A 14908-nucleotide genomic window follows, 5' to 3' on the forward strand; every position below is an offset into this window, starting at 1 on the left:
GATTCTCCTTATTTCAATGCATGGTTATAGCCTCGGTTTAAATGCATCCCGATACTCTTCCAGAAATGCATCGAGCGAGCGAGGCTCTCTACCGAGCAAGCGTCGAACGGTATCCGTCGGCTTCTCTGACACAATGGTAGACATCGTCTGGATTTCCACAACGTGGTCTGCGAGCCAAGAAGGCATCTGTCCATGTTCCATCAGATCAGTTCGCAACGCCTCAGGTTTGAGGTTAAAGAATTTGATCGGTCGATTGAGCAGGATGGACAATTTATCTGCAATCTGTGAATAGGTGAACGTTTCGGAACCCGTCAACGTATAAATGCTGTTAACCGACTTGAACTGTGTCATTACTTCCGCGGCAACATCTGCGATATCCCGGCAATCGATGAAGTTGCACGGTGAATCTCCAATACAGCCGAAGAACATATCCTGGGTTGTTATGGTTGGTGCGAGACGCAGCAAATTTTGCATGAACGCATAAGGTCGCAATATTGTATACGTAATTCCTGATGTCACCAGAGCTTGCTCGATATCGGCATGCCATTTTGCTACTGCTACAGGTGAACGTTCCTCATAAGCTGGACTGGATATTTTGACGATATGCTTCACTCCCTCTTGCGCAGCTATCTGAATAATGGATGTCTCTAATTCCACTTGTCTGGGGTTGTTAGATAACGCAAGGAATAGTTGGCTGGCACCAGCCAAAGCTCTGCGCATCGATTCAGGATCATTCGCATCGGCAATACAAAGTTCAACACCGGACAATGCCAAGTCCACGATTTGTTGACGAAGCTTATCCGGCTCTCTGCTTATTGCCCGAACGGGAACGCCGCCCTCCATCAAACGTCTCAGAAGTGCATTTCCAATCATACCTGTTGCTCCAATAATTGTAATCATGTTTTCATATCTCCTTCTCAAGTGAATTCATTTATTTTGTAAAGGAAGCTCTCCAACGCCAGGTCATGATCGTGCAGGCTAATGCACCGGACAGCGGAAAATCGAACCCGATATGATCCAGCCAAGTCCATGAAAGACTCGGGTTTACGATATACAGCACGTTGGAAATCCCCCACGAGGCCATAAGGCCAAGCATTGCCCCTGCAAGTGCAAAGCAACCCACGACGATCACACGAGGCGTTTTCACCACCCAGCGTGTACGGCTCCCGCGCTTACGCAGCCAGAGTCCAATCCATAGAGCGATCAGCAGGGACGCCCCTCCTATCGTTGTTAGGGCTCGTAACTGCAGCACTTTATCAGCGGTAACGATTCCCCGATGCTTGCCATAATGGCAGGCGATAAGTAAGCTGGGATTAATTCTCGCCATAACACAAACGGTTTTTGGCGAGGCTGTGCGGATCGAGCAGCATAACTTTCCTCTGATCGAATGGGGTCTTTTTGGTTAAACATATCACTACTCCTTTTATTTGAAATTAAACCCTAGTGTTTCACTATATAATTAGGAGCCTAACTATATGGCGATGAAAATGGGCTAGCTGATCTAGCCCGTTTCACCTTTCTTGCTATGCTCCTAGGATTTGGGTTCAGAGAAGTCGATTGACTCCTCTGTAAGTGCCGAGATGCCTTGGGTTACACGCCCCAGCAGATCGAGAAACACACTCCGTTCCTCAATGGTAAGCAAGCCGACCATCGCTTCCAATCTGGCAAAATGCTCCGAAGCCATATCCGTCAGCTTTTTGGCGCCCTTGGCTGTCAAGATGACTGACTTCTGACGGCCATCGACGGAACTCGTCCGACGAGCGACCAGTCCATCACGTTCAAGAATCTCAATTAGACCAGTTACGGTTGCACGAGTAACGCCCAGATTTTCCGCGAGTTGCGAGGGCAGCTCTTCGCCATCGTTATCCTCTAGATCTGCTAACAGACGATAACGACCTGTTGATAAACCAAATCTGGAGAAGTGAATTTCCGCAGCATGCCCAAGCTTGGCTCCCGCTACCATCAGCCTGGATGCGACAAGCACGGCTTGTGCATCAACATCTAATTGATAGCGATCAACTTGTCGCTTCGTTTGTACTAACGAGGGGATGAGATACATGTCATTTGTTTCTTTATTATGGTTGGTCATAGATGTAGTATGGTGCCTAACTATATATTTGTCAACTTTTATTCAGCACTTTCTATCACTCCGATTTCTGTCTAACGTTAAACAGCCGTTGACTTATCACAAGGATAAATCAACGGCTCTTTTGCCAAACAATGGGTAATCCGTTCATACACCTAAGGAAATCTTAAACCATGGCCATGTCTGTAATGGTACATACTATATATTCTCCATGGTCATGTTCGTTTGCAAATCATAAACGATTCTTTTGTTTCTTTGTTTTGTAAAACTCCTCCATCACTTGCATAATGGATTCACTTTTAATTGGTTTGCTCACATACGCATCCATTCCAGCCTTCAGACACTTGTCCATATCTCCTCTAACCGCGTTCGCAGTAACTGCTACAATATATGGGCATGTGTCTGGTGTCAGAGCTTCCTTAATCGCTTTGGTCGCTTCAAATCCGTTCAGTCGAGGCATGTGCACATCCATAAAAATAATATCGTACACACTTCGTTTGACCGCCTCCACTGCCTCTATCCCGTTCACCACATAATCCACAAAATGCCCTTTCTTCTCAATCATCCGGCGCAGAACAAGCTGGTTCACCTCATTGTCCTCCGCAATCAGAATTCGCAATTGATCTGTTTTAATCTTTTGCTGTTCTAGATCATATCTGTTGAACTCCTCCATGTTGCTGACTTTAAACGAAGCTGTAAAAATAAATGTAGTTCCCGGATCATCGGACTCTTCAATCCAGATATCTCCCTGCATAAGCTCTACAAGCTTCTTGCTGATCGCCAGTCCAAGTCCAGTACCTTGAGGCTTGCGCGTCATGAAATTCTCCAATTGGTAGAAGGCCTCGAATAAATGCTCTCTTTTCTCGACTGGAATTCCAATCCCTGTATCCTTCACTTTAAACTGAAATTGAACGTTATTATATTCTTGTCCGATAACCTTTACCTCGATTTCAACACTGCCTTCCGGGGTGAACTTCACGGCATTGCCGATGATGTTGGTTAGGACTTGTTTTAGACGGTAAGCATCCCCATACACGGGAAGAGGAATGGCGTCATCGAGGCTTAGATGAAGATGCAACTGCTTCTCCCGAATCATTGGCGTTACGATATTAACTGTCTCCGTCACAATTTCCTTAAGATCGAAGGGTTCATCCACCAGATCGGTTTTACCCGACTCTATTTTGGAGAAGTCGAGAATATCATTGATAATCGCAAGCAGTGAATCCCCACTCTTTTGGATGATTTCGATGTATTCCTTTTGCTCTCCGCTAAGTCCAGGTGTATCCAGAAGCAAATCCGTCATCCCAATCACTCCATTCATGGGGGTACGGATCTCATGGCTCATCATTGCCAAAAATTCACTTTTTGCCTTATTCATTCGTTCGGCAGTCTCTTTGGCTACAAGAAGCTTCTTCTGTTCCGTAATATCCTTCGCAATCAGATAGAAGCCCACGTTTTTTTCATTAATAATGATGGGCGCAAGCGTTGCTAATACTTCTGTCTCAGAACCATCTAAGTGCTGAATGGCATTGATTTCTTTCTCAGCCATCTCATACTGGCTATTGAGAATAAGTCCGAGATGATACATTCCGATAAACCTGCATATGCTTGTTCCGATCATTTCCACAACCGGGCATCCAGTCATCTTCATAGCTACCGGGTTGGCATTTATGATATTGCCGTTCATGTCAAAAGAAATGATGGCATCATGATTATATTTTTTGAGTGATGTATAACGTTCCACCGATTCCTGTAGTTTGAATTCGACAAGCTTACGCTCCGTAATATCCTGCAAAGTACCGTTCAACTGTACTGGTTGTTGATTCTCATCAAAGGTAATTAACCCTCGCAGATGAAGATACTTTTCTTTACCATCTGAACCCAGATGCCGATATTCAAAATCAAGCGGTTTGCCCGTTTTCACCGATTCGATACATGCCTTCAACCGCTGCTCCTCTGTCGGCTCCATGAGTGCAAAGATATCGCTGGCTTTATACCGTTTCTTATGATCTATTTCAAAAATCTCAAATATCTGGTTGGACATGGAAACAAGGTCATTAATCATGTTCCACTCCCAACTGCCGATCATGGCGATCCGTTCTGCTTCTGCGCTAATTTCCTCATGTTTCTTTCTCTCCGATATATCCCGACCAATGGCAAGAATTTGTTGCTCCTGCCCAGGGTCCCCAATTATCTTATATGTGGTTTCAAACCAAACACAATGCCCATCTTTATGGCGAGCCTGCAAATTCAACATATGACCTGTGCTCAAATCGATCTGCGAGGTACCTCCTAGATCCTGAGGATGGAAAACTGCTGTATTGTTATTGCCAATCACTTCTTCTGGCGAATACCCAAGCAAATTATAAATGGAAGGAGAACAATAGCGACAAACACCATCAAAGGTGGCGATATAGATGATTTCCTGTGCATTATCGGAAATAAGTTTGAACATTTCTTCCGTTTGAAGCAGCTTTTGTTCGGTTGTTTTATGATCCGTAATATCTACAACGTGGCAAATAAAATACAGCGGTTCACCGCTAACCTCGTTCCGAGCCAAAGATATATGCAATGATATCCATATAATTTCTCCATTTTTCTGAATATAACGCTTTTCGTATCTGTACTCTTTCAATTCACCTTTACAGAGTTCACGCACGTATATCAGATCCTGTGCAACATCATCGGGATGGGTGATCTCCTGGTAATCAAGTAGGATTAACTCTTGAGCAGTATAACCCAGCATTCTGCATAAAGCAGGATTCACTTTCATCCACTGTCCTGTTGGAGCAACAAGTGCAATCCCAATAGGTGCTTGATTATAAATCTGCTCAAACAATTCGTGATGATCGACCTTTTGAACCTGCATCTTAAGCTCTCCTTTTGTTGTATATACGCAATATTTGCTTAGTACCCGGTTTTTTCATTGTTGAAACATCTCATTTTCTAATTGTTTGTGTCGGGAACGCAAAACAAGACCTGGATTCAATCCGTAAGGAATCCAGGCATCTTTGTTTTAACTTATATAATCCATGCTGAGTGCAGGATGGATCAGGAAAGATCTCACCGCTCCCGGCCAATAATGTAATCCAACAGATGCCTCAGAAAAGAAATCGGTTTTGGCATTTCGTTCAGTGCATCGGTTGCCAGACAGTAGTGCTCCCACATCTCTTTCTTCGCGCCATCTTCACCCAAAATAGATACAAAGGTGGAGCTGTTGTTGCGCACATCCTGACCTGCCGGCTTACCGAGTACCCGGTGATCTCCTTCCAAATCCAACAGGTCATCCTTAATTTGAAAGGCGATACCCGCATGATAGGCAAACTTCTTCAAGGATGCAAGCTCCACTTCCTTTACCTGAGCCAGAATGGCTGGCATCACAAGTGCAGCCTCGAAAGCAATGCCTGTTTTGTAGAAACAGATCATGTTCAATTGTTCCAGTGTCAGCGCTTTTCCTTTGGCGTTCAGATCCATCGCCTGTCCCATACACATATCTTCTGCTTTTTGAGCCGAATATTGAATCAGGGTAAGCACGGTAGCGGCGTCAAACTGTTTGAGGGAGGATTGCTCGCCAATGGCTTTTTGAATGAGAAACAACCCTGTCAATTCGGCTGTTGCGCTGTTGTGCACCTGATGTAAAGTAGAGCGGCCTCGCCGCGTTGAAGCATTATCCTGTGTCGGCAGATCATCAAAGATCAGTGAAGCGGTATGCATGTATTCCAGTGATCTAAGAAGAGGGAGGATAGACGCTTCATGTAGTCCATATTCACGCACTCCCATCACCCAGGTCAGGATCGGCCTTAGCCGCTTCCCATCCCCCTGCAGACTGTAATTTGCTGCATCAATCAGTGTCTCTTTCATCTCTGGAAGTCCGCTCGGCTTGGAAATCTGCAATTCAATATTGATCTGTTCACGAACTGTGCGAATCGTATCCAGAAAATCCTGTTTTTCCTGCTTGTCATTCTGCAATTGCATGATGACCTGATCCCGCAGCAATTTATCCAGGAAATCCACGTCATCGGCTTTTCGCACCATTTGCTGAATTAGGTGATTAAATTCCGGTTGTCCTGAGGCAAAGATCTTCATCACTTCGTTATATTGATCTTGACCCAACCGTTCTTTACAACGCTTAAGACCATTAATCGCACGATCCAGTATGACCTCACGTGTCTTCGCATCCGAATGGTACACCTCATGAATCAGATAAGAGATAACCGCCCAGTAAAGTTCGTATGGATTAATCAGATCGGGTCGCATATCACGGTACTTCAGATAGTAGGTATATGGGGTTACTGCCCCCTCCTCCATATCAGCAAACATATCAGCAAAATCGTCTGCAAGCTGATTATATATGCCATAGTAGAACGTCCGCAAATCAAAACCTTCATCAGCCGATGCACTGAGCACGGAGCGAACAATAAGTCTGGAGGATGAGGATTTAATAATAATCGGGATATAAAGTTCTTCATTGGAATAATTTGCGTTCGACAGTTTTTTGGCCCGGTCTACTTCCTGGGACTGAAAGAATACATAGGATTGCTCGAAGAACGTATGCTGTGTTTCAGCGCGCTGGTAGTTTTTAATATACTCGAACGCCTCCCTCAGCTCGGCATGAACATATTGAATGACTTTGAGGTTGGCTCCCTTCCATTCGCCAATATCCGGCACGATCCCGGTGAGAAGCGCATTTCGAATCAGAGAGAATACTGCTCCTTCTCTTGTTCAGTTAACGCCTGCGAATCTAGCAGGTCATCAATAAACGGATAGGTCAGTCCGTAAGAATAACCAAGCCGAATTGCAGCGTCCAGCCTCTGGGAACGTTCTGCCCGGGGAGTCTCATCATGCATATCATCGTTCACATGCAGAACCACGCCCAGGATAATCTTAAGCAGCTTGCGCTGTGCCTGTTCAGCGTCCAGTTCTTTGGGAATATTGGAAGCGACATGCTTTAATTTGCTGATTACCCAGATGACGGCTGTTTCCACGTTCTCCTTCTGAGCCCAGCGATACAAGGCGGCCAGACTGATATAATCCGGGCTTTCCTTGCGATGAATTGTATTTGAACGCATAAAGTATGCTTTGGTATCCTGAGCCACGCGCTTAATACGCTCTTGGGTATCGGGGGAATCCAGTGCTTTGCCCAGATCTCGCATATAAATGTAAGAAATACTGCGATCCAGGTAATCATCCAGTTTGCCTGTAACATTCAGCCAATGGATATATCTATGAGCATCCTGGGAATCCGGCTTCTTTTGACTCGGTAATAAAAAAGATAACCAGGAAAATGGTTGAACATGCTTTTTTTGCCACACGTAAATATCTTGCGTAAGCGCAGTAGTACAGGTGTTATTCAAAAGTTGTTCATGAAGAGAATTAAAATACTGAGCTGCCTTCTGTTCGGCCAGCCGATATCCTGCATCAGCCTGTTCTGTAAGTACGTTATTCATAGGATGGATACCTCAACTTCTAATAATGTTAAACATGTATCCATGAAAGGAGTTTGAGGGTGCTCCATGGACGAAAACTGATGTGAATTCATGCTGCAACAAATTCGCCAGCTCATGTTCATAACCTTTATACGGCATTCCATCCGTTTGGTTACGAAATCGTCATGGACGCTTAATCCTATGTCGTTTTACAAAATGGAAGACCACACCTTCACTGCTGTAATGGCGATAAGAATCATCAGTCCATACCGAAGCAGTCTCACATCAATCATCGAACTGACTTTGGAACCGAGTGAAGCCCCAAGCAGACTCCCGATTACCGTATAAATGATGGGCTCCAGCGGGATGTCTCCACCCAAAACTTTTCCCAGCACTCCACCGATCGCAGAGATGAACACGATGGCCAACGAAGAAGCTATGGTCGTCCGGGTAGGGATCTTAAGTACAGTAAGCATAATGGGAATTAATATAAAAGCTCCGCCTGCACCGACAATTCCTGAGACGATCCCAACAGCAAGAGCCGATCCTGCCGCAACATACGTGTTAAACACTAATGATCCACCCGAGTCCTCTGTTCCCTTACCAGGAATCAGCATGAGCACAATGGCAATAATGGCCAGAATGCCGTAGATCAGATTAATAACTTCTCCATTCAGATGACCGGATATGAATCCGCCGATCAGACTCCCGACAAGAATACTGGAGCCCATATAAGCCACCAGACCTTTATGAATGAGAGCGTCGCTCTTTTCCCACTCCCTGTTCTCCTGATGTAGGCGATCACACCAGCAAGTGAGGCAAAAAACACCTGAAACATGCTGATTGAGGATACCTCGTGTGCCGAGAACGGCTCCAGCCCCACAAGAGAAGGTACGTACAATAACAACGGGTAATTAATTATGGCTCCACCAATACCCAACAAACCGGAGAAGAAGGAACCGACCAGACCCAGTATAAACATGATGACAAAAAGCAGAGTATCCATCGGTTTTTCTTCCTTTCTTGCGGTGAAAAAATGATGCAAAAAAACAGTATACGCGGATAAAATATTCGGCTATAATAAAAACCAAGTAAATTAATCCGAAATGAGTGATTAAGCATGTTTAACGTGTTGAAGACTCTTTTTGAAAATAAATGCCCGCTATGCAACGAAAAATTACAAGTTCACAGTGATGCGTTATGCGCTACAAAAATATGCTCCCAATGTCACTACAAAGAAGAGAGCTATGGCTCTCTCGGTGTGCGTATTGTCTATGACACCACAAAATGATAAAAGCACACGCCTGCTTATTGTATCATGATCTCTGAACTACCGGGATGACTATATAGAATTATTTTCATAATATACATTCGTCATATATGGGATATAAAAAACGGTGCAGAACGATTTATTCGTTGCTGCACCGTTTTTCTTATATTTTTCGGATACGGACTGCCTTTATACCGCACATCTTATTTTGTTTTGAAACTGAGGAACCCATCATCTACCGCAATCGTTGTACCATTCACTGCACTGGCAGCGTCACTGAACAGGAAGGCAACAACACTTGCAACTTTCTCAGGTTGAATAAGCTCTCCGCGCATATGTTGGGTGGCAAGCGCATCCTTCATCGCTCTGTCATCTCCCAAAATTGGGGTCTCAATGAACCCTGGTGCAACACCGACCACACGAATGCCATGCTCGGCCAGTTCCAGGGCACCGGATTTGGACATCATCACGACAGCTGCCTTGGCTGCATTGTAGTTAAAGCTTCCCACAGCAGCAATGCTGCCATAGATCGATGCTGTATTTACAATGGTCCCTTGTACATTCAGTTCAACCATTTTCTTCGCACCATAATACATGCCGTAATACACACTGTGTTGGTCAACATCAATTACTCTGTGATAGGATTCCGGTCCATCTCCAGAAATGGCTTCACAAGTCCAATGCCTGCATTGTTGAAAATGCCGTTCAATGTTCCGTATTTCTCTACCGTCCAGTCGATCAGGGCCTTGATCTCGTCCCCTTTGGACACGTCCACTTTGTATGCACCGGCTGTGCCACCAGCTGCTTCAATCTCGGCAGCAAGCTTCTTCGCACCCTCTTCATTATAATCCGCCACAACAATCGTCGCGCCTTGTGCCGAAAGTTGAAGAGCTGTTTCTTTACCAATCCCACTCGCTCCGCCCGTAATAATGATTACCTTTCCATCTTGTTCAGACATAACGCAGGTCTCCTTTGATAAGAACATTATTTTGGTGCAGTTAACAGAACTAAAGTAAGTAACTATATTTTATTCATATAAATTCATCATACGCCGATGTCACACCGTTGTCAAACAAGGGAGCGACTTCACATCATTATGTGCAAAAAATTCATATCCATCCTGTAAATGCATTACCTAGTCTTGCTACTTTTCACCTTATTTATAAAAAAAACGAAAAAGGACGATATTCCCGAGAGGTAAAAACACTTCGGTATAACGTCCTTATTTATTAAGATCATGTAATTTATTAGGATAATCCAGCTATCGCTTACAAATGAATATAACTACACCTGTAACTGCTGGTTCAATTCTTCAATTATTTCCAAGCCCGCTTAACGGATCTTTAAAATCATTGATATTGGAGATCAGTTCAGGAATTCCTGTCTTCTCCCAGTTTTCGGCTGTAAAACCGTGCTGTGCAATCGTATTCTCGAATTGACCCACAACTTCGGTTAATTGATTATTATAACTAACCAGATTCTCATGAATGCTTTCACCTATGGCTGGTGCTGTGAGCTGAGAGAATTCACTTGCTTCCGCCTGAATCTGATCGATTTTCTCCTGAACCTGAGTGGTCACTTCCGGATTGTTCACTGCCCCTGAAGCGAGTTGCTGCAATTCTGTACCAGCGCTTGATACTTGCTCTATATAATCAGTAGCCCCACTAACGTAATTCAAACTCTGATTCGCTTGTTCCACAACGGAACAGGCCGAGATCACTAGAATACTTGACGCAATGAGGCCTGTCATGATCCAAGCTTGCTTTCTTTTCCATTTAATCACAATCATCCCCCTACTCAAAATTGGAGTACTCCTCCAAAATCCATCATAACTGTTCGGTGTACTTCATTGCAAATGGGTCTGCATTCAGCTTTATTAACATGTATAATAAAGGAATCACACGGTAAAGGGATGTCATGAATATGCTTCAGGCCTTAAATGTACGCTTGAACCGCATCATGCCACTGATTACCCCAATCAGCATTATTATTGGCGTTCTTTGCGGGAGTCTTCTTCTTCTTATACCTTTTTGTCACCATGGCTTTTTGCTTTCATGACGTTTGCCGGAAGCATCAGCCTCGGGATACGGGATTTTGTGAACGTGCTGAAGAAGCCTTTTCCACTGTTTGTTTGCCTGTTTATTTTGCATTTGGCGATGCCTTTGATTGCTCTGGGCATGGGTCACCTGGTATTCCCAACGGATGCCTACACGATAACGGGCCTTGTTCTCGCCGCAGTTATTCCGACTGGTGTGAGCAGCTTTATCTGGGTCAGTATCTATCGGGGCAATATCGCTCTGACGCTTTCAATTATCCTGATTGACACGATGCTTGCCCCTTTCGTTGTACCTGGGATATTGTCTCTCCTGATCGGAACCAGTGTCACACTCGATATGGCAGCGATGATGAGCAGTCTGTTCTGGATGATCGTTGTCCCCTCCTTGCTCGGTATGCTGCTGAATGAGTGGACCAAGGGTGGAATTGTCCCGGTCTGGGGACCAAGGCTGAATCCGTTCTCCAAATTGTTCATGGCAGCAGTTGTCGCGATCAATGGCTCTGTTGTTGCTCCCTATTTGGCTGACTTTAATTGGCGATTGGCGGGACTCGCAGCCATCATTATTTTTCTCGCGTCGTTTGGCTATGCACTGAGTTACTTCATTGCCCGATTGCTCGGTTGGAATGAAGCCGATCAGGTCGCGCTTGTGTTCAACGGAGGCATGCGCAATATTCGTGCGGGAGCGGTGCTTGCCGTGTCCTATTTCCCTCCGCCGGTTGCCGTCCCGGTTGTACTCGGCATGGTATTTCAGCAGATGCTGGCCTCGCTTGCAGGATACCTGCTTGGCCGCCGCTCGCAGACTCTTCACAATGCTGATAAGACCTCTGCAGCCTAGTACAAAATAAGCAAATCAAAAAACGCCGACATTATTGTCGGCGCTTTTTTTGTGGGTATGACTATACACTATTTGCTAATTCTTCTTTGAACCTAATAATTCAAATCGGAAAACGCTGCTGAAACACCCAGAACAACGAGAAGTATCCATATCACAATCCCGATTGCTGCCCACAGCAATGCTGCTTTGGCATAATTGGCTTTCGATGGATTTGAATCTCCAAATGCCCAAACAAACAACATAATAATGTTTACAAGCGGAATCATCATTAGGAACAACGTGAGCATCCAACTACCGAAACTTACTGGCTGTGGTCCTGGTTTATGTACTCTTTGACTAGCAACTTCTGACATCGTATTTCTTCCTCCTTTCTTCTCCATTTCAATTGCTACCTGCTAAGACAATCTACTTCTAATTTAAGAAGAAACGTTTGCCGTTAATAAAAATACCGGAAATCTCATGAATTTACAATGTAATATTTACCATATTAGTTTTTTGACATATATTTTTTATAGCTTATCTCGAATCTCCAAGATGTTATCCAAATTCCGAAGCAAAGCGGCTTGTATAAGCATAAAGATACCCCTCTGTTCAACAAAAATAAAATTCATCTTCACAGATGTCTCATTACTCTCGTCTACTAAAAGGGGTAGCCTGTCAGTGATATTTTATTACTTCTATTCCTATTTCCACAATTCCAGTTTATTTCGGCTGAATATATCCTTCAGCTTTGAGCAATTCAGCGATCAGAACTGCACCGCCTGCTGCTCCACGCAACGTGTTATGAGACAGTCCTACAAACTTGTAATCATACAGGGAGTCTTCGCGCAGTCTGCCTGTTGATACGCCCATACCGCGCTCGATGTCACGGTCCAGTTTCGTTTGTGGTCTGTTCTCTTCTTCAAAATACGTAATGAACTGTTTCGGAGCGCTTGGCAGACCTAGCTCTTGCGGACGACCTTTGAATTGCAGCCAACGATCCAGAATTTCTTCTTTGGATGGTTTTTTCTCAAAGGATACAAATACGGTCGCCAGGTGACCATCGGTTACCGGAACACGAATACATTGTGTTGTAATTAATGGTGAGGACGCTTTTACAATCTCATTATTTTGAATGCTTCCCCAGATACGCAGCGGCTCCTGTTCACTCTTCTCTTCCTCGCCACCGATGTATGGAATTACGTTATCCAGCATTTCCGGCCAGTCCGTAAAGTTTTTACCTGCGCCAGAGATCGCTTGGTATGTGGAAGCTACCACTTGAGTTGGATTGAACTCACGCAAGGCGTGAAGTGCAGGCACATAGCTTTGAATCGAGCAGTTCGGTTTAACCGCGATGAATCCGGTTTTGGTTCCGAGACGTTTACGTTGAGCTTCAATTACGTCCAGATGTCCCGGGTTAATTTCAGGAATGACCATTGGCACATCAGCCGTCCAGCGGTGAGCCGAGTTGTTGGAAACAACCGGAGTTCCCGTTTTGGCATAAGCCTCTTCGAGCGCTTGAATTTCGTTCTTTTTCATATCTACAGCACAGAATATAAAATCAACCTGGCTCGCAAAAGCTTCCACTTGGGAAGCATCCTGCACAACGATGTTTTTCACTGCTTCCGGAATCGGAACAGCGAGCTTCCATCTGCCTTGTACGGATTCTTCATAGGTTTTGCCTGCCGAGTTGGCACTAGCTGAGATTGCAGTTACTTCAAACCATGGGTGTCCATTAAGCAGATCTACAAAGCGCTGACCTACCATCCCCGTTCCTCCGACGATACCGACTTTCAATTTTGCTGACATAAAATCATCATTTCCTTTCGGTGTTAGTTTCTCCTTAGTAAACACTATTCAGGCATTTCCAAAGCGTGTAGCCAACACCCCGGAAAAACCAAAAAATCCCATCCCCAAGACAAAAGTCTCAGGGACGAGATTGTTACACTCGTGGTACCACCCAGATTCGCCAATATGTCGCCATACCAGCCTCTTCGAGTTAAGGATTACTGCATTCATTCATGCGCATCCGTTTATACTCTTGCTCTGTAACAGGAGCTCCTGTCACACCATCCCTCAATTCTTAAAGTTCCGATGTGCTGCTCTGAGTCTTTATTCAACAAAAAATTCTTTACTCCTTTTCAGCTGCCGGAGCTCTCTGTGAAAGAATGCTTTTTATCTACTCATCTCTTCATCGCATTTGATATTGCGATTATAATATCAAAGTTACCATCGTGAAGTAAACACATTTTTTTTGGATAATGGAATTTATACGTTTTCAGTGGAGCTGAACAATTCAATTATCGCAAGAAAAACTTCAGCTAAACACGGTCTGTCTTCTGTGAAAGTACGTCGATAGACGTTTTTTTATAAATTGCTGCAATTGGGCATTTCTTTACTGCTTTTTGGCGACAATCGCATACGTTCCCAATGGACTTCCAGGCCCCGCAGCATGATGTGACCTAAGTAATTTCAATTCGGAAAGCAGGAGTGTTCTTACCTTATCAGGGATCGGAAGCATTTTCAGCTCTATAGGCGCTTCTGCCAATGTCATTTCGGTTTCCCATTGACCGTCCTGCAGTTCGGGAGAATGGATCGAAACCTCTTCCTTAATCGTCCAGCCTGCCGAAGAGACAAGCTCTCGGATATCCTCCGGTGTAAACAGCGTGCGCACATTGGAGAAGCTGTTCTCCTTGTAGCATTCGACCTGGGACTGAATCAGAACGGATAACCAGTGCGAGAGCTGGCTCACATCTGTAACGCGTGCATCCCATTCTGCGAAACATAACTGATGTCCCCACGACCTTACCTTGCTAAGAATCTGGGCGAGCTCGTCATAAGATTTCAAGTACCACGAACAATGAGAAAGTACAATTACATCAAACTCATTCTCGGCAAATTGAGCCTGTTCACTTAGAATGTCAAAATCATAATCCATTCGAATTCGGTTGCCTAGCGGAGATTTCCGCAGATTGGCTGCCGCTTCACCCACAGTTAGCGGTGCACCATAACTCTCTGGTGCAATGTCTACCCCATGAACGTATCCGTGCTCCCCCACCAGATGCGCTAGCACGGCCGTTGTATCTCCCTGACCACAACCGATTTCCAGAACGCGGCAGCCTTCCTGGATTCCCCAAAAGAGTCCCAGTTGCATCCGGTGCTCAGTCTGAATGTATTGAATAGCAGCGTTGTCCTCCACATCCATATACTTAATCAGATCCCTGATGATCGTCTCACTCATGATTCCACACTCCTT

The 14908-nt window shown here is 44.7% G+C and carries 8 protein-coding genes, 4 pseudogenes and 1 other annotated feature; of the genes and pseudogenes, 1 reads left to right on the forward strand and 11 read right to left on the reverse strand.

What is annotated here, in order from left to right:
- Nucleotides 1-24: 24 nt before the first annotated feature.
- The 8 genes and pseudogenes from ACTWJ7_RS20920 to ACTWJ7_RS20955 all read right to left on the reverse strand — a co-directional run bounded on the left by ACTWJ7_RS20920 (nucleotide 25) and on the right by ACTWJ7_RS20955 (nucleotide 10565).
- Nucleotides 25-900: an SDR family oxidoreductase gene (locus tag ACTWJ7_RS20920; RefSeq protein WP_301878845.1), complete on the reverse strand. Its 876-nt coding sequence runs from the start codon at nucleotides 898-900 to the stop codon at nucleotides 25-27.
- A 31-nt stretch (nucleotides 901-931) separates the two neighbouring features.
- A complete protein-coding gene (locus tag ACTWJ7_RS20925) occupies nucleotides 932-1327 on the reverse strand; it encodes a hypothetical protein (RefSeq protein ID WP_443145843.1) in 396 nt (131 codons plus the stop codon).
- Nucleotides 1328-1531: 204 nt separating this feature from the next.
- The gene (locus ACTWJ7_RS20930; protein WP_024628760.1) at nucleotides 1532-2089 is read right to left on the reverse strand and encodes a MarR family winged helix-turn-helix transcriptional regulator; all 558 of its coding nucleotides are present in this window, start codon (nucleotides 2087-2089) and stop codon (nucleotides 1532-1534) included.
- Between the two features lie 229 nt (nucleotides 2090-2318).
- Entirely contained in the window at nucleotides 2319-4955 is a 2637-nt protein-coding gene (locus tag ACTWJ7_RS20935) for a PAS domain S-box protein (protein ID WP_301878849.1), read from the reverse strand.
- A 194-nt stretch (nucleotides 4956-5149) separates the two neighbouring features.
- Nucleotides 5150-7533, reverse strand: a pseudogene (locus ACTWJ7_RS20940) (polyprenyl synthetase family protein).
- Nucleotides 7534-7721: 188 nt separating this feature from the next.
- Nucleotides 7722-8518 (reverse strand): annotated as a pseudogene (locus tag ACTWJ7_RS20945) (sulfite exporter TauE/SafE family protein).
- Nucleotides 8519-8985: 467 nt separating this feature from the next.
- Nucleotides 8986-9767 (reverse strand): annotated as a pseudogene (locus ACTWJ7_RS20950) (SDR family NAD(P)-dependent oxidoreductase).
- A 327-nt stretch (nucleotides 9768-10094) separates the two neighbouring features.
- A complete protein-coding gene (locus ACTWJ7_RS20955) occupies nucleotides 10095-10565 on the reverse strand; it encodes a DUF6376 family protein (protein WP_301878856.1) in 471 nt (156 codons plus the stop codon).
- Between the two features lie 140 nt (nucleotides 10566-10705).
- On the opposite strand from ACTWJ7_RS20955, the pseudogene ACTWJ7_RS20960 reads away from it, so the two are divergent.
- Nucleotides 10706-11673: pseudogene (locus ACTWJ7_RS20960) on the forward strand (bile acid:sodium symporter family protein).
- Nucleotides 11674-11765: 92 nt separating this feature from the next.
- Here the strand turns inward: ACTWJ7_RS20960 and ACTWJ7_RS20965 are convergent.
- The 3 genes from ACTWJ7_RS20965 to ACTWJ7_RS20975 form a co-directional block, all read right to left on the reverse strand.
- Nucleotides 11766-12026 carry a hypothetical protein gene (locus ACTWJ7_RS20965; protein WP_301878857.1) on the reverse strand — a complete coding sequence of 87 codons (261 nt, stop codon included), beginning with the start codon at nucleotides 12024-12026 and terminating at the stop codon, nucleotides 11766-11768.
- A 349-nt stretch (nucleotides 12027-12375) separates the two neighbouring features.
- The gene (gene asd, locus ACTWJ7_RS20970; protein WP_024628752.1) at nucleotides 12376-13461 is read right to left on the reverse strand and encodes an aspartate-semialdehyde dehydrogenase; all 1086 of its coding nucleotides are present in this window, start codon (nucleotides 13459-13461) and stop codon (nucleotides 12376-12378) included.
- Nucleotides 13462-13578: 117 nt separating this feature from the next.
- Nucleotides 13579-13856, reverse strand: a binding site (T-box leader).
- Between the two features lie 191 nt (nucleotides 13857-14047).
- Entirely contained in the window at nucleotides 14048-14893 is an 846-nt protein-coding gene (locus ACTWJ7_RS20975) for a class I SAM-dependent methyltransferase (protein ID WP_301878858.1), read from the reverse strand.
- Between the last annotated feature and the right edge of the window lie 15 nt (nucleotides 14894-14908).

The organism is Paenibacillus sp. 1A_MP2, assembly GCF_052244825.1.
In the GTDB taxonomy this organism is placed as follows: Bacteria; Bacillota; Bacilli; order Paenibacillales; family Paenibacillaceae; genus Paenibacillus; species Paenibacillus vandeheii.